The organism is Methylocapsa aurea (assembly GCF_000746085.1).
In the GTDB taxonomy this organism is placed as follows: domain Bacteria; phylum Pseudomonadota; class Alphaproteobacteria; order Rhizobiales; family Beijerinckiaceae; genus Methylocapsa; species Methylocapsa aurea.
Genome location: NZ_JQKO01000015.1, coordinates 24,255 through 48,210 on the forward strand (window position 1 = coordinate 24,255; position 23,956 = coordinate 48,210).

Here is a 23,956-nt window from a genome sequence, read left to right on the forward strand (position 1 = left end):
CCGCGATGGTCTTCGCAAATTAAACTCTCCTTCGAGGATCATTCCTCGTCATTCATCGGTTCAAGCACCTGGCTGCGCGCGCTGACCGCCGGCCGCACGGACGGCTGGATCGCCTGCTGCACCGGCCAAGGCGACGCGTCGGCGGCGACAGGGCCGAAACCGTCCCGCTGATAAATATCGTCGCGGAACTGCGCGAGGCCCTCGGGCGTAGCCCAGGCGGTTATATAGACCCAGTAGACCGGCACAGTCGCGGCGAGCTTAGCGTCGATGCGCTGTCCGGACCGGATCGCTTCGTCAATATGATCGCGATCCCAGCCTGGCGTATCCTTGAGCAGCCAGGTCACATAGTCGCGAACATTCTGCACCCTGATGCAACCCGAGGACACAAAGCGGTCATCATCGCCGAAAATGCCCTTTTCCGGCGTGTCGTGCATATAGACGCCGTAAGGATTGTTGATATTGATGCGCACGACGCCGAGCGAATTCACGTCGCCGCCAGGATCCTGCCGAAATTTGTAATTCGTCGCCTCCAAGGAGTGCCAATCGACCTGGCTGGGGGAGAGTTCCTGGCCGTCCTTGTTGAAGATCCGGATCTTATGCTCGTTCAGATAATTGGCGTCCTTCTGCATCCTCGGGATGAGATCCTTGCGAATGATGGAGGGAGGAACCGTCCAATAGGGATTGAAATTAATGTCGATCGCCTTGGTCATCATGACCGGGGACTGGCGGTCGATCTTGCCCACGCCGGCGTTGTGATGCGTCGCGACGACGCCATTCTCGACCGTCTCTACCGCCATGGCCGGAATATTGGCCATAACGAAACGGTCTCCGAGATTGCCGGAATAGGAGCGCAGCCGGACAAGATTGATCTCGAGCTGACGCAATCTCACATCGGCCGGCACATTGAGCGCGGCGAATGTTTCTTTCGATGCGACGCCGCTCTCGGTAAGCCCGTGCCGAGCCTGAAAATGCTTGACCCCGGCGTCTACGTAGGAATCGAACACCGGCGAGGCCCCCACCGATTGATCGAGGTCGCCCGACGCGACCAGCCGGCGCCGCAGCGCCACGACGGCCGGACCGCTGGCTCCGAGTTTCAAGACATGTCCCGCGGGGACCATGCCCCACCCGCCATTGGCGACGATCTGACGATAGGCTTCGATCGCCTGCTCGGTCGCGGCGAAGGTCTGCGCCGAGAGAACCGGCGTATTCGAGCGCGTGATCGCGAGCCGCGGATCGGCGTCATACCGTTGCGCCCATTCGGCCTGATCGCCGAACGCTCCGCTCGGCGCCGCCTGCGCAATAGGGGATAAGGATAGACCGAAGCCAGCCAGCAGCGCGGCCAAGATCGAACTGCGCCTCAGATCATGATGCGCCAAGCCTATCGAACCTGTTGTCACGTAGCACTCCAATGCTTTGCGCTTCCCTTTGGCGCTACCCCGTGGCGCTTTCCTTCTGGCGCGCCAAAGCTTGGCGCTCCCGGTGCCGGGGCCGCTCGCCTGTGTTGGTTGCTCTTCAAACGTCCACGGGGATCGAAAATGAATAATCCACTATCAGGGTCAAAGGCCCGTCTATCGCTTTTTGATGGCCATTTTGGGGCTAACGGGCAAGACAAAGCCGCGTGAACGCCTTTGCTCCAGTTACCATCGCGATGGTTAACAACGAACAAACAGGACGGCGGATCTATGGCAAATCGGCTCTCTGCGCGATTTTGTCGGCGGGCGCGCATTTTCCGCGTCCTGGATGCCCGGGTCCTGGATGCCCGGGTTGTAAGCGTGAACGCAAAAAAGCGCCGACCTAATTGGAATAGATCATGACCCACGACAAGAAATAGACAGCAAATTCGACGCCGCTCAAAGACTTACGCTCCGGGGGTGAAAATCAATCCAAGCACAATGACCGAGGCTTCGCATTTAGGCTCGAGACGGAGCCGAGTTCGATCAAAGCCGGTAGCGAATCTGATCCGTCCAGAACCGCTCGAGCCGAACCAAGGACTGATTGAGCCGGGAAAACTCATCGCAGGCGATGCCCCCGATTTGCTCGACCGTCTTGATATGTTTGTCGTAGAGGCCGGCGACGACTTCGTGCACTTCCCGTCCTTTGTCGGTCAGGCTGATGCGGACCGCGCGGCGGTCGACGCGCGAACGGGCATGGTGCAGATAGCCGGTTTCGACAAGCTTTTTGACATTATAGGAGACGTTCGAGCCGAGATAATATCCACGCGTCCGCAATTCGCCGGCGGTCAACTCCTTGTCGCCAATATTGTAGAGAAGCAAGGCCTGAACGGAATTCACGTCGCTGCGGCCGCGTCGGTCGAATTCATCCTTGATGACATCCAAGAGGCGGCGGTGCAGCCGTTCAACAAGGGTCAGGGCTTCGAGATAGACCGGACGAACCTCGGCGAACCGTTCGGCGCGAGCCTGAGAAACATCGCTCTTCAGCGCATTGATCATGACCCATCCTCGTAACTGGCGATTCGGCGCGATGGCATTCGGCGCCTCTATGGGATAAAAATACCGGCCACAGATGAAAACCTGTTTAAGCAACAAACTGAATCGCAAGTTTATATGTTTCGGTGAATCAGACGTGAAATAAAGAATCAGTTTACGATTAACCGCTTCCAACTCTTGTAAGCTAGCCGCCCGTTTACTATTGACAAACTAGTATTAAAGCTAAACATAGCGTAAATCGTTCGGCTATTTCCACCTGATGAATCCGAAAAGTCGTCCTATCCGCGATTCCGCCACATTCCCATCGATAAAGGCCCAGCCGAGACCAGACGGTTTGGGCGCATTGTCACATTAGCGACTTTTGCCGGGATTAGTGTCGCCCTAAATAAAGTGCCGCCACGTGATTCCAAAGACTTAGAGCGCTTTCCGATCGAATGGAGTCATTCGATCGATCAGAAATCGCTCCGGTGTTAAAGAATCTGAGCTTATTCTCGTCGAACAGAGCGAACCAATCTATTCGGAATATGCTCTAGCGCGGGATGTCGGTATTTCTAAAGGCGCCCCAGTGTCGCTTGGCGCAAGACCGGAATGAATTTGCTTGATCTCGCACTGCGCCGGGTGGTTCAGCCGATCTCTACGGCGAGCGGCGCTCCCCTTAGGCGACGCAGCGCCTCAAAGCCGGTGAGGCGAGACGATGGAACCCTCTTTTAGCCCTGTCGACGGCGTCTTGCGCGCATCGGAATCGGCGAAGCTTCTACTGCGCCAAAGCGCATTAGCTCTTCAGGCCACGACGCGCCATGCCGAACGCATCGGCCGCGCTCACAATGCGCTCTCGCTTGCCGCCCTGACAAGCGCACAGTCGCTCGCTAAAACCATGACCTCCAGCCCCTTCCAGGGCCAAATGTTCGAGCAATTGCTCGACTATTGGGCCGATGCGGGGCAGCGGTTGGTCCTGACGATCGATGTCTTGCGCGAGCGCGCCAACAATGATCTCGCGCATGAAGCCGCCGGCACGCCGCCGATTCTTATCTACGACAACGAGGCGATCGTCGACGGCCGAACGCTGAAGCGGCCGGTCAATTACATGCTCCTCAAGATATTGCCACCCAAGGGCCAGGAGGTTCTGGCCTGGAAGCGGCCTCATATGATCATCGATCCGCGCGCCGGACATGGGGCGGGCATCGGCGGCAGCAAGCTGGACAGTCAGGTGGGGGTCGCGCTGGCCGATGGCCACCCTGTCTATTTCGTCGCTTTCCGCCCGCATCCGGAACCCGGGCAGACCCTCGCCGACGTCATGCGAGCCGAGGCGGAGTTCGTCAAGGAGATCGCGCGGCGCCATCCGAAATCGCCAAAGCCCATCATCGTCGGCAATTGCCAGGGCGGCTGGGCGGCGATGATTCTCGCCGCCGCGAATCCCGACATCAGCGGGCCGCTTGTGATCAACGGCGCGCCCCTTGCCTACTGGTCCGGCCGCATTGGCGAAAACCCGATGCGATACAGAGGCGGCTTGCTCGGCGGCATCGCGCCGGTTCTGCTCTGCTCGGACCTCGGCCATGGCGAATTCGACGGCGCCTATCTCGTCTCGAATTTCGAGCAACTCAATCCATCGCGCCATCTCTGGAGCAAATATTACGAGCTCTACCGTAACGTCGATGCGGATCGGGAGCGCTTCCTCGAATTCGAGCGATGGTGGGGCGGCTACCACTTCATGACCGAAGCCGAAATTCGCTGGATCGTCGAACAATTATTCGTCGGCAATCGTCTGGCGCGGGGCGAGGCGCGCATCGAGCGGGGCCGCCAGATCGATCTGAAGCAGATCCGCTCGCCGATCATCGTTTTCACCAGCCGCGGCGACGCCATCACCCCGCCGCAACAGGCGCTGAACTGGATTGTCGACACTTACGCCGACGAAAACGAGATCAAGATCCGCGGCCAGCGGATCATCTACATGATCCATGAGAAAGTGGGGCATCTGGGGATTTTCGTCTCCTCGTCCGTCGCCAGACGCGAGCATTCCGAGGTCGGCTCGACCATGAAGACAATCGAGGCGCTGGCGCCCGGACTATATGAGATGCAGATCGAAGATCAGCGCGGCGAGGGGATCCATGCTCGCTTTCTCGTCAACTTCCAGGAGCGGAAGATGGCGGATCTCGCGACGATCGACGACGATGGACGGCGCGAGGAAGAATCCGCCTTCGCGGCGGTGAACCGCCTCTCCGAACTCGGCGGCGAACTCTACGATCTCTGCCTGCGTCCGATCGTGCAATCCCTCGTCACGCCTCAGAGCGCGGCGGCGCTGCGCGCTCTGAACCCGGTTCGTTTGCGTCGCGGAATATTCTCGAATCGCAACCCTGGGATGGCCGCCCTGGCTTCTTGCGCGCAACAGGTCATCGCCGCGCGCAAACCCGCCGCGCCCGATAACGCCTTCCGTCAAGCAGAGGCCTTGTGGGTCGAAGGCGTCGCCCAGATCTTGGACTATTATCGGGACCTGCGCGACGCAGGGTGCGAATTGGCGTTCTTTGGACTCTATGCCTCGCCGCTGATGCAATGGGTCGGCCGCAGCCATAATTTTCAGCGGACGCTCAAGGACCCGGCGGAGCTGAGATTTCTGCCCGAGGTGCGGGCAATTTTGCACAACATCGAGCGCGGCGGCCTTGCCGAGGCAGTGATCCGCATGCTCATCGTGCTGGCCGAGGCGCGCGGCTCGGTCCGCCGCTCACGGCTTGAGCGCTCGGCGCATGTTCTCAGCCATGATGAACCCTTCGCATCGCTGGGAGCGGAGCGCCGCGCCGAACTGATCCATGAGCAGTCGGTCATTGTCGAATTCGAGAAGGATCTTGCGATCGACGCCCTTGCGCGTCTTCTGCCAGAGGCGGCGGAACGTCAAAAGGCGGTCGGCGTCGTGGAATTCATCGCCGGCGCGCTCGAAGAAATGGAGCCTCACACAATTCAAGCATTGCAGCGCTTCCGGCGCGTGCTTGGCCTGCCGCCGCTCGAGGTGCGTCCCGCCAGCGTCGACCCGCTGGCTGTGGCCTCGTTGGAGGGTTCCTGGGGGACCTGACGCCCCGGATCGAGCGCGGTTTTAGAGCCTATTCCGAACAGTTCACTCTGTTCGACGAGAATATGCTCAAATTCTCTAACGCTGGAGCGATTTCTAATCGATCGAATGACTTCGTTCGATCGGAAAGCGCTCTAGAGCATGATGCCGAAAAGTGGAAACCGGTTTTCGGACGACATCATGCTCTAACTCTTTGATGAGAGGCGGATTCAGACTTTGGACGAGATCGGTTGCGATTCCGTCCAAAGTCATCCGGCTCTAGGCGGCGGCGGCGACGGCGCGGTCCAGCACCGCCAGCGTTTGGCGCGCGATCATTGCCTCTTCGTCCGTCGGGATCACGAACACGCGCACGCGCGAGCGTTGTGAAGAGATGACCTGTTCGCTGGCCCGGTTGGCGGTGCGGTCGAGTTCGATGCCGATCCACTCCATGCCTTCCAGCACCCGCTCGCGCACCCGCCACGCGTGCTCGCCGATGCCGCCGCAGAAGACCATGGCGTCAAGCCCCTCCAGCACCGCCGCGAGCCCGCCCAGTTCTCGGCGGATGCGGAAGACAAAATACTCGATCGCCTGCCGCGCCTCCGGCCGGTCCGAGGCCTCCAGCTCCCGCATGTCGTGCGAGACCCCCGACAGGCCTTTCAACCCGGACTCCCGGTAGAGCAAGTCGGCGATCGCCTCCGCGCTCATTTTCATTTCCTGCATGAGATAGAGCACGACGCCCGGATCGAGCTGACCGCAGCGGGTGCCCATCGGCAACCCGTCCAGCGCCGTGAAACCCATCGAGCTCGCAACGGACAGCCCGTCGCGGATGGCGCACATCGAAGCCCCATTGCCAAGATGCGCGACGACGACGCGCCCGGCCGCGTGCAAGGGCGCCACCTGCTGCAGCTTCTCCGTCACATATTCATAGGACAGACCATGGAAGCCGTAGCGCCGCACGCCTTCGTCGTAGAATTTGCGCGGCAGCGCGAACACGTCGTTGACGAAGGGGTGCGCGCGGTGGAAAGCGGTGTCGAAACAGGCGACCTGCCGCACATGCGGCCATGCCTCGCGCGCCGCGAGGATGCCGGCGATATTATGCGGCTGGTGCAGCGGCGCGAGCGGCGACAGGCTTTCAAGAATGCGCAAGACTTCGTCGGTCACCAGCGCTGGCGCGTCGAAATAAACGCCGCCATGCACGACGCGGTGGCCGGCCGCGACCACATTGGCCTCCGGAAACGCTCCCAGCCGCCATGCCAGCACGCGCCGCAGCGCCTCGGTATGGAATGGCGCGTCGCCGGCGTCCGTCCATGCGTCCTCATGGATCGGCGCGCCGCCGCCATCGCGCGCCTTGAGGCGCCGCTGCTCCCCGAGCATCTCCACCAGGCCGACCGCGAGCGCCACGGGTTCACGCCCGTTCAGCTCAAACAGCGCGAATTTGATCGAGGACGACCCGGCGTTGAGGGTGACGACGTGGCGGCTCATTCGGCGGCTTCCTTCAAGGCTTCCGGCTCCACCGCGCTGCGCCCGGTGGACAACCAGTGCGCATAGAGGACCGCCACCGCGCAGGAGAAAAGGCGAGAGCGCTCATCATCGGCCCGGCTGGTCAGCAGCACCGGCACCTTGGCGCCCAGCACTAGGCCCGCTCCCTCGGCCTGCGCCGCATAGGTCAGCTCTTTCGCCAGAATATTGCCCGCCTCGAGGTTTGGCGCAACCAGGATGTCGGCGCGGCCGGCGACCAGCGAGGTGAGCCCCTTGGTTTTGGCCGCCGATAGGCTGATCGCATTGTCCATCGCTAGCGGCCCGTCGACGACGCCGCCGCGGATCTGCCCGCGCTCCGACATTTTCGAAAGGGCGGCCGCGTCGAGGGTCGATTGGATTTTTGGATTCACCGTCTCGACGGCCGACAGCACGCCCACTTTCGGCCGCGCGATCCCCAAGGCCTGGGCGAGGTCGATCGCGTTCTGCACGATGTCGACCTTTTCCTCAAGCGTCGGCGCGATGTTGATGGCGGCGTCGGTCACCAGCAAAAGCTGATGCAGCGATGGCGCATCCATGACGAACACATGGCTGATCCGGCGTCCGATCCGCAGGCCGCCTTGAGACTTCACAACATGCTTGAGAAGCGCGTCGGTGTGTAAATGGCCCTTCATGACCGCCGTGGCCAGACCTTGATGCACCATCTCCACCGCGCGCGCCGCCGCCGCGTCGTGGCTGGGCGCATCCTCGATCGCGATTCCGGCAAGGTCGGCGCCATTGCTCGCCGCAATGGCGCGGATCTGCGCGGCGTCGCCGATCAGGATTGGAATGATGAGGTTTTCCCGCGCCCCGGCAAGCGCGCCAAGCAGCGCATTCTCCTCCTCGGGGGCGACAACGGCGGTCGGCATCGGCGGCAGATTCCGGCAGGCGCCAAGCAACCGCTCAACCTGAGAGTGATGCTGCACCGTCAGCTCCGGAAGCTCGACATCGTCGATCACTTGGCGGGCGACCGGAGCGCGGACCTCCGCGATCCCCTTGGCGATCAACTCGCCGCCGCGCTCTACGCGCGTCTGCAGCACGACGATCGCCGGCGGGCGCAGCTCCTCCACCCGCACCGATACTTTCAACGCGTCGCCGACATGCGCCCTGGCGTGGAAGCTGAGCGTCTGTGAGACATAAATGGTTCCGGGGCCTGGCAGCAAATTGCCAAGCACGGCCGAGAACAGCGATCCAACCCACATCGCGGGCGCAGCGGGCGCTTCGTTATGACCGGGGGTTGGATCGGGGAGGTTTTTCGGGTTCAAATTCCCGCTGGCATGGGCAAAAACGATGAGGTCGTTTGGCGTCACCACCCGGGTGATTGACGCTTCATCGCCGATCGCGAGCTCGGCGAAAGTCTTATTGGTGCGCATCACTCCTCCACAGCCTCCAGAGACATCAGCTTCCCCACTGTGTCCGTCCAAGGCTTCGCCGCCGCCGGTTCGAAGTTCGAGGACGGCGCGCTCAAGGTCTCGCGGAGACGCGCAAGCATGCGGATCGTCGGTTCGCTCATCTCGGCCGGATCGCCGGCAATGTCCTCGACCAGCTTGATCGCCCGTTGCCGCTCCGCCGCGCTGGGCAACAGCTTGCGCAGCGCGCCAATCGCCGCCTCGGGTTCGAAGTCGATAATCAGCGTCTGTTCGTTGATGATCTGAGTCCTAAGATCATCCCCCATCGCCTGGAACGGCTCGGTGGATTGCAGAATCGCATTCGATCTTTCCAGGCGCGACTGCCGCACGGCGCCGCGCGAGCGCGCCATCAGGATCAGCATCCGGATCACCGCCTCGGCGAAGCCGCCGCGCTCGATGCTCGCCAGCGCGGCCTCGACCTTTGGCAGTTCGCGCAAGGTCTCGCCGAGCTTGGCGGTTGGATCTGGCACATGGCCTTCGTTGAGGCGCATCACGAACGGGTTGGCGTAGAGGCTGAAAAACAGAAGCTCCTTGCGCGCCGCGCTGACGTCGCTCCAGAACGTCAACGTCTGCTCGATCATGCTCGCAATCAGCTTCTCGCTTTGCAGGAAAGGATTGGAAGCGGCCGCAGGCTTACGCTGCGTGCGAACGGACTCGGCCAATGCCGCCACCGGCTGCATGGCCGGGTTCTTGTCCGATACAAGGTAACGGCGCACGCGCAGCGGATGCATCCGCACCAGCGCTTCGGAAAAAGCCGGCGTCACCATTGCCTTGACGAAGGGCCGCGCCGTCAATTCATAGGCGTCGACCCAGAATCGCGAGAGTCTCGCCACCAAGGCGAAGGACTTCTCGTCGTCCTGCCCATCGTCGAACGCCCGGATGTCGGCAATGGTGCGCTCCTCGCAAGACATGATGTATTGCGCGTCGACGCCTTCGCCGATCTTTTTCTCGATCCGCATTTCATAAAGGCCAGGCGCCAGCGCTTCGATCATTTCAAGCGTCGTGACGATCCGATCATGCTCCTTTTTCGCAACTTTGGCGGAGACGAAAATTCCGAGATGTCCGATGTCCTTGTGCACCATGTAAACGATGCGTTGGCCGCGGGCCCGGATCTCGCGTTCGTCGCCGTAGACGGCCGGAATCCAATTCAGCGCTTGCTGCGGCGGAGTGATGTCATCGCCCTGGCTGGCGAAAACGATGATCGGCGCCTTGATTTTCTTGAGATCCACTGGACCGCGTCCGCCGAGCAGGGCGTCGCCGCGTTGCAGCTTGTTGCCGATAAAGAGGCTCTCGACGATCCAGCGAATTTCAGATTCATTCATAAAATAGAAGGTGGACCACCACCGCTCGAAGCCCTTAAAGCGCGGTCCCTCGGTGTCCGCGTTGGCGAAGACATTGTAATATTTCAGCCACTTGGTATTGCCCGGATTCATCGCCTCGAAATTCGACACAAGATGCGCGCCGTCAAAAACGCCGCTGCCGAAGTCGCAGGCAAGAACCGCCGGCAAGGTGCCAAATCCCAAGCCTCCTGAGTAGCGGAGCGGATTCTTGCCCCTTACTCCGGCCCAATAGCTCAAAGGAGCGCCATTGGCCACCACGGGTCCCGTGACGTTGGGGTTCGACGCCGCCAGCAGCATCGCGGCCCAGCCGCCCTGACAATTGCCGATGATCACCGGCTTCGGCGCGTCGGGATGGCGCAGCGTCACCTCACGCACGAACTGTCCCTCGGCCACGCAGACATCGGCGAGGGTCTGCCCAGGCTCGGGCTTAGGATGGAAGATCACGAAATAAACGGGATGACCTTGCCCGAGCGCGACCCCGACCTGGCTGTCCGACTTGAAGCCGCCGATCCCCGCGCCGTGTCCGGCGCGCGGATCGATGATCATGTAGGGCCGCAGCGTGGGGTCGACATGGACCCCTTCCGGAGGCAGAATTTGCACAAGCGCATAATTGACCGGCCGCTCGAGCCCGCGGCCGTCGACCACTGTCTCGTAATCATAAACCAGAACCAAACGGTCGCGGCCTTCCATCTCCTCGACGGCGTAGTTGCCGACCTCCCGCATGATGTCTAGAAACAGCATCGCCCGCTGTCCCGCATCCATGATGTAGGCCAAAAACTCCTGCGATAGATCTTTCGACTGGGACAGGTTTTCAAAGACCTTGCGCCACTCTTCCGACAACTGTTGGCTTTGTTTCCCATAGGCGGCGTTTATCCGCTGGAAATGATCGCTGCCGAGACCGGCCAGGGAGTGCTCCAGCGCGGACAATTCCGAAAATTGCCGGCCGAGATGTTCCCCTCTTCTTGCAAAGCCGAGCTTGTCAGCCGACGCAAATTTGGCTGATGCGGGTTGGGGGAGCACTTTTAACATGGCGCGTTTCCTCTTTGAGCAGCCTGGGGCGCCGCGAAGTTCAAGCCAGGAAGAAGGCCTTGCACTTTTCTCGCATCTTACGATGACGTTTTCGCGATATGCGCGCAAAGCTCCAGCTAATGCCGCATCTTGCGCGTCATGCCGCATCCCGTTCGGGGATCGCGATCGGCATTTCCGGCACGTCGCCGATGATCAGGAGAGCGGCGCCAGTATTCGCCACGATCTCATCCACGCTCACGCCGGGCGCCCGCTCTCGCAGGAGGAGCCCCTCGGAAGTCGGTTCGATCACCGCCAGATCGGTGACGACAAGGCTGACGCGCCGCGTCGCCGTGGCCGGCAAGGCGAGGCTGGCGACAATCTTCGGTTGACCTTTGGCGACGTGTTGCATGGCGACAATGACCCGCTTGGCGCCGACCACAAGGTCCATCGCACCGCCCATGCCGGGAACCAATTTGCCGGGCACCATCCAGTTGGCGAGGCGTCCGGAGCCGTCGACCTGCAGACCGCCGAGAACCGTCATATCGAGATGGCCGCCGCGGATGAGCGCGAAGCTCGTTCCGCTGTCGAAACTGGCCGCGCCGGGCAGAGCCGATATGAAGCCGCCGCCAGCGTCGGTGAGGTTCGGGTCCTCCATCCCCTCGGGCGGCGGCGCGCCGAATCCGATGATGCCGTTTTCGCTTTGGAAGGCGACGGAGATCCCCGGCGGCACGTAGCGCGCGACCAAGGTTGGCAGGCCGATGCCGAGATTGACCAACGTGCGGTCGCGAAGCTCCAGCGCGACCCGGCGGGCGATCAGCTCCTTGGCGTCCATTAAAGCGGCCTTTCGATGAGGTGATGCACGAGAATCCCGGGCGTGCGCACAGCATCTGGCGGTATCACGCCGACTGGCACGATCTCATCCGGTTCGGCGATCACGCAGACGGCGGCGAAAGCCATGAGCGGGTTGAAGTTCGTGGCGGTCAAACGATAGGTGAGATTGCAGTTATAGTCGGACTCATGGGCTCGGAGCAGCGCGAAATCGGCGCGGATCGGCAACTCAAGCAGGAAGTCGCGGCCATCGACCTCAATGACCCTTTTGCCTTTCTCCACCACCGTGCCGACGCCGGTCGGCGTCAGGATGCCGCCAAGGCCATTGCCGCCGGCGCGGATGCGTTCGGCCAGCGTCCCCTGCGGGATCAGGTCGACGCTGATTTCCCCGGCGATCATCTTTTTCTGAGTCACCGGGTTGGTGCCGATATGAGACACGCGCGCCTCGGCGACGCATCCCGCATCGATCAGCTTGCCAACGCCAACGCCCGGGAAGGCGGTGTCATTGCCAATGATGGTCAATCCGCGGGCGCCCCGCGCGACCAGCGCGTCGATGATGCGGTTTGGCGAGCCGACGCCCATGAAGCCGCCGAACATTACGCTGGCCCCGTCCGGAATCAGCGCCGCCGCGTCAGCCGCCGAAATCGCCCGATGCATGATGGCCTCCCTTTCAGCCCATGATGTGAAGGCCGGCGTCAATGAAGATCGTGTCTCCGGTCATGCCCGAAGCGCCGCCGCCGACGAGGAAGGAGACCACGCGTCCAACCTCGGCGATGTCGACGAGACGATGGGCCGGCGCGCGCAACACAGCCGCCTCCACAAGTTCATCGAACTCGGCGATGCCGCTCGCCGCCCTGGTCTTCAACGGGCCCGGCGACACCGCGAAGACACGGATCCCCTTTTCACCGAGTTCGGCCGCGAGGTACCGCGTCGTCGCCTCGAGCGCCGCCTTCACGGGGCCCATGACGTTGTAATTGTTCACCACCTTGTCCGCGCCATAATAGCTCATCGTGAGCAGCGCGCCGCCGGGCGCGATCAGCGGCTCCGCCAAGCGCGCCATCTCGATGAACGAATAGCAGGACACGCGCATCGCCTGCTGGAAGCCGGCGAGCGAACAGTCCACGACGCGCCCGTGAAGATCCTGGCGGGGCGCGAAGGCGATCGAATGGATGACAAAGTCCAGCCGGCCCCATTCCGCGCGGATGCGCTCGAACACCGCTTCCAACTGCCCCGGTTGCTCGACATCGAGCGGCAGAATCAGACCAGCCTGCAGCTGCTCGGCAAGGGGCCGAACATAACGCTCCGACTTCTCGTTGAGATAGGTGACCGCCAGCTCCGCGCCGAAGGCCCGCAGCTTCACCGCGCAGCCATAAGCAATGCTGTGTTCATTGGCGATCCCAACCACCAAGCCGCGCCGCCCCCGCAACATGTCTCCGATGCGGCTGTCAGGGTCCCAGACCTTGGGCAGGGGATCGGTAGGCTCGGCGACATCGTGCATCTACAATCCCTTGGACCATTGCCGGAGGCGGAGGGCCGCCATTCAACATTAGGCCTGCGCATTATCTGGCGGGCCGCGCCAGCAGCGCCGGCAAGAGGCCCATTTCGAAACGATGGCGATCCGCAGGCCCGTTGCACGATTGGGGGCGGGCAACCCTAGGTCGCATTGCTACGCCAGGGCGATGACGCCTTCGTGACCATGTAGCGTTGGCAATCGAGGAATTGGGCGGGAATAGCGAGGGCGTGGCGTGCAGAGGCTAGTCCCCGAATGCATGCCGGGGAGGCGACCCCAGCGACATCCGCGGCATTGTGAAATTACCCCCTTTCCTTGCATCAGACTCAGGGTTCATCGTGACCCACAACGGTGCTCGAACGCGGATTATCGCCTGTCCCGGCCTGCGCGGACTCCGTTGAATCAAGAAAGGCCTTATTTGCCTGGCGCTTGAGATAGTCCGCCAAGGCTCTCGTCAGCCCAGGCATCTTGAGCCGCATCATGATGCTGCGTTTGTTGGATTTTTTGAACACGGATGAAGGATTGAAATACTCGCGCGCATTCTTGTCGGTGAGAACGAACGGGGCGCGGCCTTCGCGCGCGAGGACATAGGACATGATCAGCGCGCCGGCGCGATGATTGCCTTCGATGAACAATTGCGGTTCGCTTAAAACTCGGATGTAGACGCCGGCCGCGCGGCGCCAGACGCTTTCTCCCCGGTTGCGCGCATACCAATCCATGATGTCGCGAATGCCGCCGTCTGGCTGCCCGTAAAAGCGGTTCTCGGTCGCTTCGATAAGCCGGCGATGGTCCAACCGCACGGCGTCGCCGACGCCGCAGAGCACGATGGCGTTCAGCTCCAGCCAATAATGGAGTTGACCCATCGCGAATATATCCACATCTTCGCGGATAAGGCGATCGACCATAGCGTAGCCCTCGAGCATGTTGCTGAGGACTTCGTCATCAAGAGGGTCTCGCCGATCGAACAATTCCTTGTTGATCTGCGGAAACAGACGTTGAAGACGGCGAAGCGCCGCCTTGATCGCAGGGAGATTGAGGACCGCCAAATCTCCCTCCTTGCGCGCAAACTTACTTGATGCGGGAAAGGGCGCTTTTCCCAAGATCGGCGACAGCCTGGGGCAGCGCGAGATATCCTAAATCAGCGGCGAATGTCTGGCCTACGGTAAGACCCCAGTCGACAAAAGACCTTACAGCCTGCGCCCGTTCGGCGGGATATTTTTCGTAAAGCAGAAGCCAGCTGTAGGTCACGATCGGATAGGCTTTCAGGCCCGCGGGATTCATCATGGACGCAGAAAGTCCTTCGAGGCCTTGGTCGGCCGAGGCCGCGAGAGCGGCGATCCCGGACTCCTGGGTCGGGGCGATGAAGGCGCCGGCCTTGTTCTGCAACAGCGCGACAGGCAGGCCGAGGCGGCGAGCGAAGCCAAACTCGACATAGCCAATCGCACCCTCGCTGATTTTAATGCGCGCGGCCACGCCTTCATTTCCGCGAGCGATCATGGCGCCTTTCGGCCAGGCGACGAGCTTGCCGACGCCAGGCCCATCATCGGCCCAACTTTTGCTGACCGCGGCCAAATGGCTTGTGAAAGCGAAGGTCGTTCCGCTCGAATCCTGCCGGCCGATCACCGCTATGTTCTTTGAAGGCAAGGCCAAGCCGGGATTGGCGGCGCGCAGTCTGGGGTCGTCCCAAGTACTGATCCGGCCCATGAAAATATCGGCGTACACATCCTGCGGCAATTTTAGCTCGCCCGTGAGGCCGGGAAGATTATAGGCGAGCACGATCATGCCGGCCGTGCTTGGCGCCTGGACCGCGCCGCGCCCGATCTTAACAGCCGCGGACGCCGTCAACGGCGCATCGCTGGCGCCAAAGTCGACCGCGTCGGCGCTGAAGCGGACAACGCCCTCGCCCGAGCCGACAGCCTCGTAGCGCACCGCGATGGAGGGATGCGCCTGCTGGAAGGCGTCGATCCATTTCTCATAGAGAGGCGCCGCGAAGGTCGAGCCGGCGCCTCGAAGCTCGAGCCCCGCCGCGAGGGCCCGCTCGGGCGCAGCCGCCGCGGCCAGAAACCAGAGCGCGCCCGCAAGCGCCGCCGCTGTCTTCATCGTGAGCTGTCTCAATGGAAGCAACATGCGATCCTCAAGTTCCTGGATTAGCTAAAGTCACCGCGAATATATTGCTTCGTCAGCTGCTCTTGCGGCGCCTCGAAGATCTGATCGGTCTGACCGATCTCGACGAGATAGCCCGTGCGGCCGCCCCTCGAGATGTCGACCGAGAAAAACGCCGTCACATCCGCCACGCGGCGCGCTTGCTGCATGTTGTGGGTGACGAGGGCAATCGTGTAATCATTCTTGAGCTCAAGCATAAGCTCCTCGACCCGCCTGGTGGCGATCGGGTCCAGCGCCGAACAAGGCTCGTCCATCAAAAGAACCGTCGGCTGGGTCGCGACCGCGCGGGCGATGCACAGCCGCTGCTGCTGCCCGCCCGAGAGGGACAGGCCACTCGCCTTCAGCTTGTCCTTGACCTCGTCCCAAAGCGCCGCGCGGACGAGCGCATGCTCAACCCGCTCCTCGATGTCGCCCTTGAAGCGATTGAGCTTCAAGCCGAAGGCGACATTGTCGAAAATGCTCATCGAAAAGGGATTTGGCTGCTGGAAGACCATTCCGATATGGCGACGCACGACGACTGGATCGATGCCTCTCGCGTAGACGTCCTGCCCGAGGAAATTGACCTGCCCCTCGAGCCGGAAGCCCTTGATGAGATCATTCATCCGGTTGAGGCTGCGCAGCACGGTGCTCTTGCCACAGCCGGAGGGTCCAATGAAACCCGTGATCTTGCCTTTCTCGATCGGAACATTGCTGTCCCGGACCGCGAGAAACTTGCCATAGAAGATCTTGTCCACATGACAGTCGATGGCGACATCCGAGGCAGGGACCGCCTGCGGCCGTTCGAGTAATTCCACGTCGGACATTGAATTCCTCCTTAGACCTGCGGGCGGCCGATGAAGCGGCTGAGTATATTGAAAGTAAGGACAATCAGCACGAGCACGAGAGAGGCCGCCCAGGCGAGCTCGATCTGATTTTCGAAAGGCATGCTCGAGAAATTGTAGATCAGGATCGACAGTGAAGCGGTCGGCTCCCTTAGGCTCCGCAGCCAGTAGTTGCTGAACAGTGCGGTAAAGAGGAGCGGCGCGGATTCCCCGGCCACGCGCGCCACCGCGAGGATGACGCCAGTGACGATGCTCGGCAGCGCCGTTGGCAGCGTCACGCTCCAGACGACCTGCGCGTTGGTGCAACCCATTCCAATGGCCGCATCCTTCATCCGCTGCGGCACCATCCGCATGGCGCCCTCGGCGGTCAGAGTGACTGTCGGCAACATCAGAACGGCAAGCGCGACGCCGCCCGCCAAGGCCGAATAACTGCCCATGAGCAAAACGACCGCCGCGTAGACGAAGACGCCCGCCAGGATCGACGGAAACCCCGTCAGCACCTTCGATAAAAAGCGAGCGATCGCAGCGATCCGTCCATTGGGACGAAATTCGGCAAGATAGACGGCGGCGAGGATCGCGATCGGAATGCTGATGACGGATGCGATCGCGACGGTCACCAGAGTGCCCTGGATGGCGTTTCCAATGCCGCCGCCCAGTTCGAATCCCGCTGGCGGCAATTCGGTGAACAGCTCCGCGCTGAGCCGAGCGCCGCCCTTCACGATCAACATATAGAGTACGGAAATGAGCGGGACCGCTCCAAGCGCCGCCACGAGGCAGGCGCCGACTGTCAGGAACAGATTGCTCAGGGCCCGCGGCTCAAAGGAATTGCGCCGCAGACTCAGCGCTTTGCTCGCCGCCGCGGCGCCCCGCGTTCTCTCGCGCATTTGGGTCGCTTTCGTCGCCTTGTTCATCATGCCTTCGCTATCTTCCGTGAGGTCCAGACCAGGATGAGCGTTCCAATCACGTTCACGACCAGCGTAATCGCCAGCAGCACAAGGGCTGCATACATCAGGGACTGGCGTTCGATCTGACCGGCCTCGGGAAAATTCGAGGCGAGCAAGGAGGCGAGCGTGTTCGCGGGCGAGAACAGGGACAGCGAGATCTGATTGGCGTTGCCGATCAACATGGCGAGCGCCATGGTCTCGCCGAGCGCGCGTCCAAAGCCCAGAACCAAAGCGCTGGAGATTCCGCCGGACGCCGTGGGAACGATGACTTTAAGAATGGCCTCCCACCGCGTCGTGCCCATTCCGTAAGCGGCTTCCTTGACCTTGTAAGGGACGAGGCCGATGGCGTCCTGAGAGATCGCGGCGACCGTCGGCAGGATCATGATCGACAACACGATCACCGCGGGCAGCATTCCCGGGCCGCTGAGCGAGGTCGCGAAAAAGGGGATAAAGCCAAGGCTGTCATGCAGCCAATTGGCCGCCGGGCGGATGAAGGGAATGACGACGAATATGCCCCACAGCCCGAAGACGACGCTCGGAATCGCCGCCAGCATCTCGATCAACGTGCGGAAGGCGACCGCTATCCGGGGCGGCAAGAAGTCCTGAGTGAGGAAGATCGCGATCGTGATCCCGATGAACCCGCCGATCAGCAAAGCAAGCAGCGAACTATACAGCGTGCCCCAGATCTGAGGCAAAATTCCAAAGGAGGCGTTCTGCACATCCCATTGGGAATTCGCGAGAAAAGCAGCGCCGCTGCGGCTGATCGCCGGCAGCGCCTGCCCGCCAATTTCCCAAAGAATGTAGACGACTAGGGCGATGATCGCCAAGGCGCCGGCAGTCGCGGCGAGAAAGAAGGCGCGATCGACGAGGTAAGCCGCGATCGAGGGTGGTTGCGACACGGACTTTGCATTTGGCAAAACAAACTGGACCGCCACGAGGGACCTCTTAAGTAAAGTTCGCCAATTTCCACCGACCGCGTCGCTCCCGAGGGAGGAGCGACGCTGAAAGGCGCGTGCTTATTGGATCTTGGCCGAAGCCGCCTTGACTTTTTCAATAACGCTGGAGGGAAGCGGGATGTATCCCATGCTGTCGGCGATCTTCTGCCCGTCCGTCAGCCCGTAAGCGACGAGTTTGCGAAGCACCTCGGCCTTGGCCGGATCCTGCTTTTGATAGAAGAGCATCCAGGTAAAGGACACGATCGGATAGGCTTCGGCAGCGGTCGGATCGTCAACCCAAACGATCAGATCCGGCGGGAATTCCGCGCTGGCGAGCGCGATCGCGCCGCCCTTGCCGCCCGCTGGAACATATTTGCCGGCCTTGTTCTGCACCAGCGCAATGTCGGCCTTCGTCAGTTTCGCGTAGCCATACTCGATGTAGCCAATCGCGCCGGGGGTCTGCTTGACCGTTGCGGTCACGCCATCGTTCTTCGGAGCGGCGACAATCTTGTCGCTCTGCGGCCATTGAACGTTTGTGCCCGTGCCGACCTGCTCTTTGAACGCCGGACTGATCGCGCTGAGATGCTTGGTGAAGACAAATGTCGTGCCGCTCGAATCCGAACGACGAACCACCGTGATCGGCAGATTGGGGAGCTTCAGCTCGGGGTTCGCCGCTGCGATGCGCGGGTCGCTCCAGTTGGTGATCTTGCCAAGAAATATGTCCGGGTAGACGTCGCGCGGCAATTTCAGGTTTTTCGGCTGGCCCGGGAGATTATACGCGAGCACGATCTCACCGGCGGTCATCGGCAGCAAAACAACCCCGTCAGCGACCTTGGCGATCTCTTCCGGCTTCATCGCCGCATCGCTCGCAGCGAAGTCAACCGTCTTGTTGATCAGATCCTGAATGCCGGCGCCGCTTCCCTTGGCTTGGTAATCGACCGTGACGCCGCTGGTCTTCTTGCTGAAGTCCTTGAACCAAGCCGAATAGATTGGAAATGGAAAGCTGGCGCCCGAACCAATGAGGCGCAAATCTTCTGAATTGGCCTGCGAAATTTGAGCAGCCAGGGCAAACGCCGCGGCTGCTACAAGGGTCAATTGACGCTTCATCGATTTTACTTCCATGTCTTAAGAACTGCCTAGAAGAGGGAAAAGGCCCGCATGGCCTTTGCGTCGAAAGCCACAAGGCGAAGACCGCCCGCGGGCGTCGCCGGCGCAGAGAAACCCGTCGTCTGTCACTTGGCGTTGCGCCGATGGCGAGCAGGCGTCTCCCTTGAAGCTGAACACCCGGCGGGAAAGAGGGCATGCGGCCCGCCACATTCTCGCCAAAAAGCGCACAGGCACTCCGTAAGCACATGAGGTGACATCCGTAAGCACGCAACGTGACAGTGGGATGACATCGCACGCGTAGGTTGCCGATCCGCAGGTCGCCCACGCCGTCGAGCCGACTTTGCGGCGCCGCCAGCGGACAGTCCCGCACATGCCTTGATCGTTTATTCCGCGGCCTTTTCAACCCTGCCGAGGTCATCGGCGAGGTTGCGAGGAGATGACGCGGCAAGCGCCTTGCCGCGTCCAGAGAGGCTCGGATTGGTCAGGAAATAGGTTTGCGCGCCAAAGGGCTCCTCGCTTGGCGTCCGCTCGACTCGCCGGCTCGAGCCATCCTCGAGGATCGTCCAGCTTTGCTCGTTGTCGAGAAGGTTGGCGAGCAGCACTTGGTCGAGAACCTGCTCGTGCAGGGTCGGATTGACGATCGGGAACAGGGTCTCGACCCGCCGATCCAAGTTGCGCGACATGAGATCGGCTGAAGAAATATAAACGGCGGCCTCGGCATGGGGCAGCCCGTGGCCGGCGCCGAAGGCGTAGATGCGGGAATGTTCGAGAAAGCGACCGATGATCGACTTGGCGCGTATATTTTCCGAAAGCCCCGGGACGCCGGGACGCAGGCAGCAGATGCCTCTGATCACCAAATCGATCGAGACGCCGGCGGCGCTCGCCTCATAAAGGGCGTCGATGATCTGGGGATCGGCCAAGGAGTTGCACTTCAGCCAGATCACCGCCGGCCTCCCGGCCCGGGCATGTCCGATTTCAGCGGCGATATGGTCGAGAATCCGGCGCTTGGCGGAGACCGGCGAGATCGACAAGCGTTCAAGCTCCGCCGGCTCGCCATAGCCGGTGATGAAGTTGAAAACGCGAGCGACGTCGCGCCCGACGGCGGGATCCAATGTAAAAGCCGACAAATCGGTGTAAATTCGCGCCGTGATCGGATGATAGTTTCCAGTGCCGATATGGCAATAGCTCACGAGGCGGCCGGCCTCCTGGCGGACCACCATCGACAGCTTGGCGTGGGTCTTGAGTTCGGTGAAGCCAAACACGACTTGGACGCCGACGCGTTCGAGCGAACGCGCCCATCTGATATTGGCTTCCTCGTCGAACCTCGCTTTGAGCTCGACAAGCGCGGTCACCGATTTGCCTGCCTCGGCCGCCTCGATGAGCGCCTTCACGATCGGGCTGTCGGAGGAGGTGCGATAAAGGGTCTGCTTGATGGCCACGACATCCGGGTCGCGCGCCGCCTGCTGCAGGAACTGCACCACCACGTCGAAGGATTCGTAAGGGTGGTGGACGATAATGTCCTTCGCGCGGATGGCCGCGAAACAGTCGCCGCCGAACTCCCGGATGCGCTCCGGAAAGCGCGGGACGGATGGCGGAAATTTGAGGTCCGGCCGATCGACCCCGATCAACTGGGTCAGCGCGCTAAGCGCCAGCATGCCTTCCTCGACGATCACGTCCTGCGGCTCGATCCGCAGCTCCCGGGCGACGAAATCTCGCAGCGCCGGCGGCATGGCGGCGTCGACTTCGAGACGGATCACCGAGCCGAGCCGGCGCTCTTTCAGCGCCGCCTCGAAGACGCGGACGAGATCCTCGGCCTCCTCGGCAAACTCGATGTCAAGGTCGCGAATGACCCGAAACAGGCCAATCGGGCCAAGCTTGCAACCGGGGAACAGGCGTTCGGCGAAAAGCGCGATCACATCCTCGACCCGAACGAAGCGCGCGGCGCCCTCAAGGCTGTCGTCGAGCCGGATGAAGCGCGCGAGCTTTCCCGGCAGGCGCACAAGCGCGGTGAAGACTCGGTTGTCGGCCTGGCGGACCACCTCCAGCGCCAGGGAGAGCTCCAGGTTCGGAATGAAAGGAAATGGATGCTCGGGATCGATCGCCATCGGCGTAACCGTCGCGAAAATATGGTCGGCGAAATAAAGTTCGAGCCGCACGACGTCAGCGGTGGCCAAGGCGGGACGATCGACGACGAGGACGCCTTCGATCGCAAGCTTCTCACGCAATGCCCGCCAGCATTGTTCCTGGTCGCGGGTCAGTTGCGCCGTGGCCTCGGCGATCCTCGCCAGAAGCTCGGAAGGCGTCAGGCCATCCATGGAGGGCTCCATCGCCCCGGCCTCGACTTGCTCGATGAGCCCGGAGACGCGGACCATGAAGAACTCGTCGAGATTGCTGGCCGAAATCGCCAGGAAGCGCAATCGCTCAAGCAGCGGATGAGCGATGTTGGAGGCCTCCTCCATGACCCGTCGATTAAACCAAAGCCAGGAAAGCTCGCGATTGACGAAGCGCTTCGGATCCAGAGAGAGAGCCTCCGTCGCGCCATCCGGTTGGGACGACTGAGGTTTCCGGGAGCGGGTCGCCGGCGGGCGTCTGATCGAACTGGTCATGATGGTTCCATTTGTGGCGTCGTCTTGGCTCGCGCCGAACACACGGCTGCAAGCCTCGGTGCGCCGAGCCCACCACCGCGCGATGACGGCCTTATGACGGCGCCCACATATCGAGCAAAGCAGCGGCGCGCCGCTCACGCGACGGAGATCTATTCACGTGTGAAGGCCGAGGCCGCCCGCGTCCCGGCTCTCCCTTTCTTCGGCGCCGTCATGTCCGACATCGGCCCTCTGCATTCCCCACCAAAGCTCTCTATCGTTGCTTGTCGAGAGAGGCGGATTTAGCACAGAGGCGATCGCCGCCGCCGCCGAAATATCTTAGGACAGCCACGGCCTAGCTTGTATATACCATGTATGCTTTATTCATCTAGGTGGGACGCAGAAGGTATGTCATACAGCGCAACAACCATTGCTAGAATTGTCGATCGCATTAACCGAAGCCATTTTCTTCCGGCCATTCAGCGTCCCTACGTTTGGGAGCCAAACCAAATCACTACACTGTTCGATTCTTTGATGAAGGGCTATCCAATCAGCTCCTTCCTGTTTTGGGAACTAAAGCCGGAGAACAGAGAGAACTGGGATATCTATCAATTTGCTGAGCACTTCCGGTATGGTCAAGTTCATAACGAGCTCGCCGAAACAGACGGCCGCGACATCACACTTGTTTTGGACGGCCAGCAACGGCTAACGTCACTATTGATCGGACTTCGCGGCACTTACACAGTGAAGCTGAAGCACAAGCGGTGGGATAATCCAAGTGCATGGGTCCGTCAGCGGCTCTATCTCGATCTCTTCAGGGATTCGAAGAACGAGGACGAAGACGTCGAAGATGTTAGCATAACCTATGGATTCAGGTTCTTTTCAGAGGATTTGAAGCCTTCTGCAAGCCATTGGTGGTTTAAAGTTGGCCACATTCTCGATTTTGACAATGAAGATGAGTTTCACGAATTCAAGGATCGCTTAATCGACTCCTTCCCGGGTGAGGTGACCAAGGCACAGGAACGAGTGGCTCGCCGAACGTTAGAACAACTTTACCGCGTCATTTGGAAAGATGAGATAATAGCATTTTACACCGAAAAGAACCAATCTTACGATCGCGTCCTGGACATTTTTATCCGCGCAAATGACGGCGGCACAAAGCTCAGCAAGTCCGATCTCTTACTTTCAATGATAACATCGAAATGGAAGGGCGTCAGCGCACGCGAAGAGATCTATAACTTCGTGGACTTTCTAAACGAATCTCTTTTACGCAAAAATGACATAGACAAAGACTTCATCATGAGGTCTTGCCTTGTCCTTTCTGACCTTGAGCACAAATATAAGATCAACAATTTTACGACAAAAAATCTTTCTCTGATACAGGCCAACTGGAGTGAGATCCAGAAAGCTATCCAGGCCACAGTCAGTCTAATTAATCGATTTGGCATCGATAGGGATACTCTTACTAGTGCAAATGCACTCCTACCAGTCGCATACTACCTCTACAAAATAAAGACGGGCGCTCTTGATGGAAGTACTCCATTCGAAGTCCACAATGCACAACTCATTCATCGCTGGCTTCTCGGTAGCCTCCTCAATGAAGTGTTCGGGGGCAACTCCGATCAAACGATTGGTGTTTCACGGTCGATAATTCGTGAATCCCTTCGCGCCTCGAATGACTTTCCTTATGATGATCTGGTGGCAGGTCTGCAGAAACGTCGTGGTCGAGTCGTCAATTTCGACGATCAAAATCTCGAAGCTTTGTTGGATGATACCCGATATGGTAAACGAACGGCCTTTCTCGCGCTTTCTCTATTGTATGATGCGTTAAATTGGGGAACGTCATATTTTCACATCGACCACATTATTCCAAAGTCTCTCGCCACACGGCAAGCACTCATGGCAAGGAATATCGCGGAATCTCGAATCGAGAGAATTCTCAGCGCCGTCGACAGCTTCGGAAACTTGCAGCTCCTCCTCGGACGCGAGAACATCGAGAAGTCAAACACGCCATTTGCAGACTGGATGAAGACGCGGAATCAAGAGTTCGTGAAGCAACACCTCATCCCTGAAAATCCAGAGCTTTGGAGCGTGGAGATGCTGCCGGAATTCGTCAAGGAGCGTGAGAAGCTGATCAGGCGGCGACTGAGCGCGAGAAGCCCTGCCTAGTCACGGCATGGCCTTTGAGCCCGATATGGTGGTGCGGACGACGGGAATCGAACCCGTATGACCTAGGTCGAGGGATTTTAAGTCCCTTGCGTCTACCAATTTCGCCACGTCCGCTTAGCTCAAGGGCTTTACGCGCGCCGA

At 60.6% G+C, this 23,956-nt stretch carries 17 protein-coding genes and 1 tRNA gene; 2 read left to right on the top strand and 16 right to left on the bottom strand.

Features of this window, described 5'->3' with window-relative positions; translation table 11 throughout:
- Positions 1 to 38: 38 nt before the first annotated feature.
- Positions 39 to 1,397 (bottom strand): L,D-transpeptidase family protein, encoded by a 1,359-nt coding sequence (locus DL86_RS11520; RefSeq protein ID WP_051953259.1) that lies wholly within the window; start codon positions 1,395 to 1,397, stop codon positions 39 to 41.
- Between the two features lie 540 nt (positions 1,398 to 1,937).
- Complete coding sequence (gene ldtR, locus DL86_RS11525) at positions 1,938 to 2,450, bottom strand: transcriptional regulator LdtR (protein WP_036261626.1); 513 nt, start codon at positions 2,448 to 2,450, stop codon at positions 1,938 to 1,940.
- A gap of 691 nt (positions 2,451 to 3,141) precedes the next feature.
- Between ldtR and DL86_RS11530 the strand changes: the two genes are divergently transcribed.
- Positions 3,142 to 5,508: a DUF3141 domain-containing protein gene (locus tag DL86_RS11530; RefSeq protein WP_036261517.1), complete on the top strand. Its 2,367-nt coding sequence runs from the start codon at positions 3,142 to 3,144 to the stop codon at positions 5,506 to 5,508.
- Positions 5,509 to 5,763: 255 nt separating this feature from the next.
- Here DL86_RS11530 and DL86_RS11535 read toward each other — a convergent pair whose 3' ends face one another.
- From DL86_RS11535 to DL86_RS11595, 13 genes are all read right to left on the bottom strand, one after another.
- A complete protein-coding gene (locus tag DL86_RS11535) occupies positions 5,764 to 6,966 on the bottom strand; it encodes an acetate/propionate family kinase (protein WP_036261519.1) in 1,203 nt (400 codons plus the stop codon).
- Positions 6,963 to 8,372 carry a bifunctional enoyl-CoA hydratase/phosphate acetyltransferase gene (locus DL86_RS11540; RefSeq protein ID WP_036261521.1) on the bottom strand — a complete coding sequence of 470 codons (1,410 nt, stop codon included), beginning with the start codon at positions 8,370 to 8,372 and terminating at the stop codon, positions 6,963 to 6,965. Before DL86_RS11540 ends, DL86_RS11535 begins: the two co-directional genes overlap by 4 nt.
- Complete coding sequence (locus DL86_RS11545) at positions 8,372 to 10,777, bottom strand: DUF3141 domain-containing protein (RefSeq protein ID WP_084572868.1); 2,406 nt, start codon at positions 10,775 to 10,777, stop codon at positions 8,372 to 8,374. Before DL86_RS11545 ends, DL86_RS11540 begins: the two co-directional genes overlap by 1 nt.
- 136 nt (positions 10,778 to 10,913) lie before the next feature.
- A complete protein-coding gene (locus tag DL86_RS11550; protein ID WP_036261524.1) occupies positions 10,914 to 11,588 on the bottom strand; it encodes a 3-oxoacid CoA-transferase subunit B in 675 nt (224 codons plus the stop codon).
- Entirely contained in the window at positions 11,588 to 12,241 is a 654-nt protein-coding gene (locus DL86_RS11555; RefSeq protein ID WP_036261633.1) for a 3-oxoacid CoA-transferase subunit A, read from the bottom strand. Before DL86_RS11555 ends, DL86_RS11550 begins: the two co-directional genes overlap by 1 nt.
- Before the next feature lie 13 nt (positions 12,242 to 12,254).
- Positions 12,255 to 13,082: an enoyl-ACP reductase FabI gene (gene fabI / locus DL86_RS11560; protein ID WP_084572869.1), complete on the bottom strand. Its 828-nt coding sequence runs from the start codon at positions 13,080 to 13,082 to the stop codon at positions 12,255 to 12,257.
- A 338-nt stretch (positions 13,083 to 13,420) separates the two neighbouring features.
- A complete protein-coding gene (locus DL86_RS11565; protein WP_051953272.1) occupies positions 13,421 to 14,140 on the bottom strand; it encodes a hypothetical protein in 720 nt (239 codons plus the stop codon).
- 22 nt (positions 14,141 to 14,162) lie between these two features.
- Entirely contained in the window at positions 14,163 to 15,221 is a 1,059-nt protein-coding gene (gene pstS / locus DL86_RS11570) for a phosphate ABC transporter substrate-binding protein PstS (protein ID WP_156964606.1), read from the bottom strand.
- Between the two features lie 20 nt (positions 15,222 to 15,241).
- Entirely contained in the window at positions 15,242 to 16,060 is an 819-nt protein-coding gene (pstB, locus tag DL86_RS11575) for a phosphate ABC transporter ATP-binding protein PstB (protein WP_084572870.1), read from the bottom strand.
- Positions 16,061 to 16,071: 11 nt separating this feature from the next.
- Positions 16,072 to 16,962 (bottom strand): phosphate ABC transporter permease PstA, encoded by an 891-nt coding sequence (pstA, locus tag DL86_RS11580; RefSeq protein WP_036261646.1) that lies wholly within the window; start codon positions 16,960 to 16,962, stop codon positions 16,072 to 16,074.
- 26 nt (positions 16,963 to 16,988) lie between these two features.
- Positions 16,989 to 17,921: a phosphate ABC transporter permease subunit PstC gene (gene pstC, locus DL86_RS11585; protein ID WP_245276347.1), complete on the bottom strand. Its 933-nt coding sequence runs from the start codon at positions 17,919 to 17,921 to the stop codon at positions 16,989 to 16,991.
- Positions 17,922 to 18,038: 117 nt separating this feature from the next.
- Positions 18,039 to 19,064, bottom strand: a complete 1,026-nt coding sequence (pstS, locus tag DL86_RS11590) for a phosphate ABC transporter substrate-binding protein PstS (protein WP_036261649.1) — start codon at positions 19,062 to 19,064, stop codon at positions 18,039 to 18,041.
- 383 nt (positions 19,065 to 19,447) lie between these two features.
- Positions 19,448 to 21,670, bottom strand: a complete 2,223-nt coding sequence (locus tag DL86_RS11595) for an RNA degradosome polyphosphate kinase (protein ID WP_036261650.1) — start codon at positions 21,668 to 21,670, stop codon at positions 19,448 to 19,450.
- Between the two features lie 384 nt (positions 21,671 to 22,054).
- Between DL86_RS11595 and DL86_RS11600 the strand changes: the two genes are divergently transcribed.
- Positions 22,055 to 23,815, top strand: a complete 1,761-nt coding sequence (locus DL86_RS11600) for a GmrSD restriction endonuclease domain-containing protein (RefSeq protein WP_036261529.1) — start codon at positions 22,055 to 22,057, stop codon at positions 23,813 to 23,815.
- 29 nt (positions 23,816 to 23,844) lie between these two features.
- On the opposite strand, the gene DL86_RS11605 is transcribed toward DL86_RS11600, so the two are convergent.
- Positions 23,845 to 23,929, bottom strand: a tRNA-Leu gene (locus DL86_RS11605).
- Positions 23,930 to 23,956 lie beyond the last annotated feature (27 nt).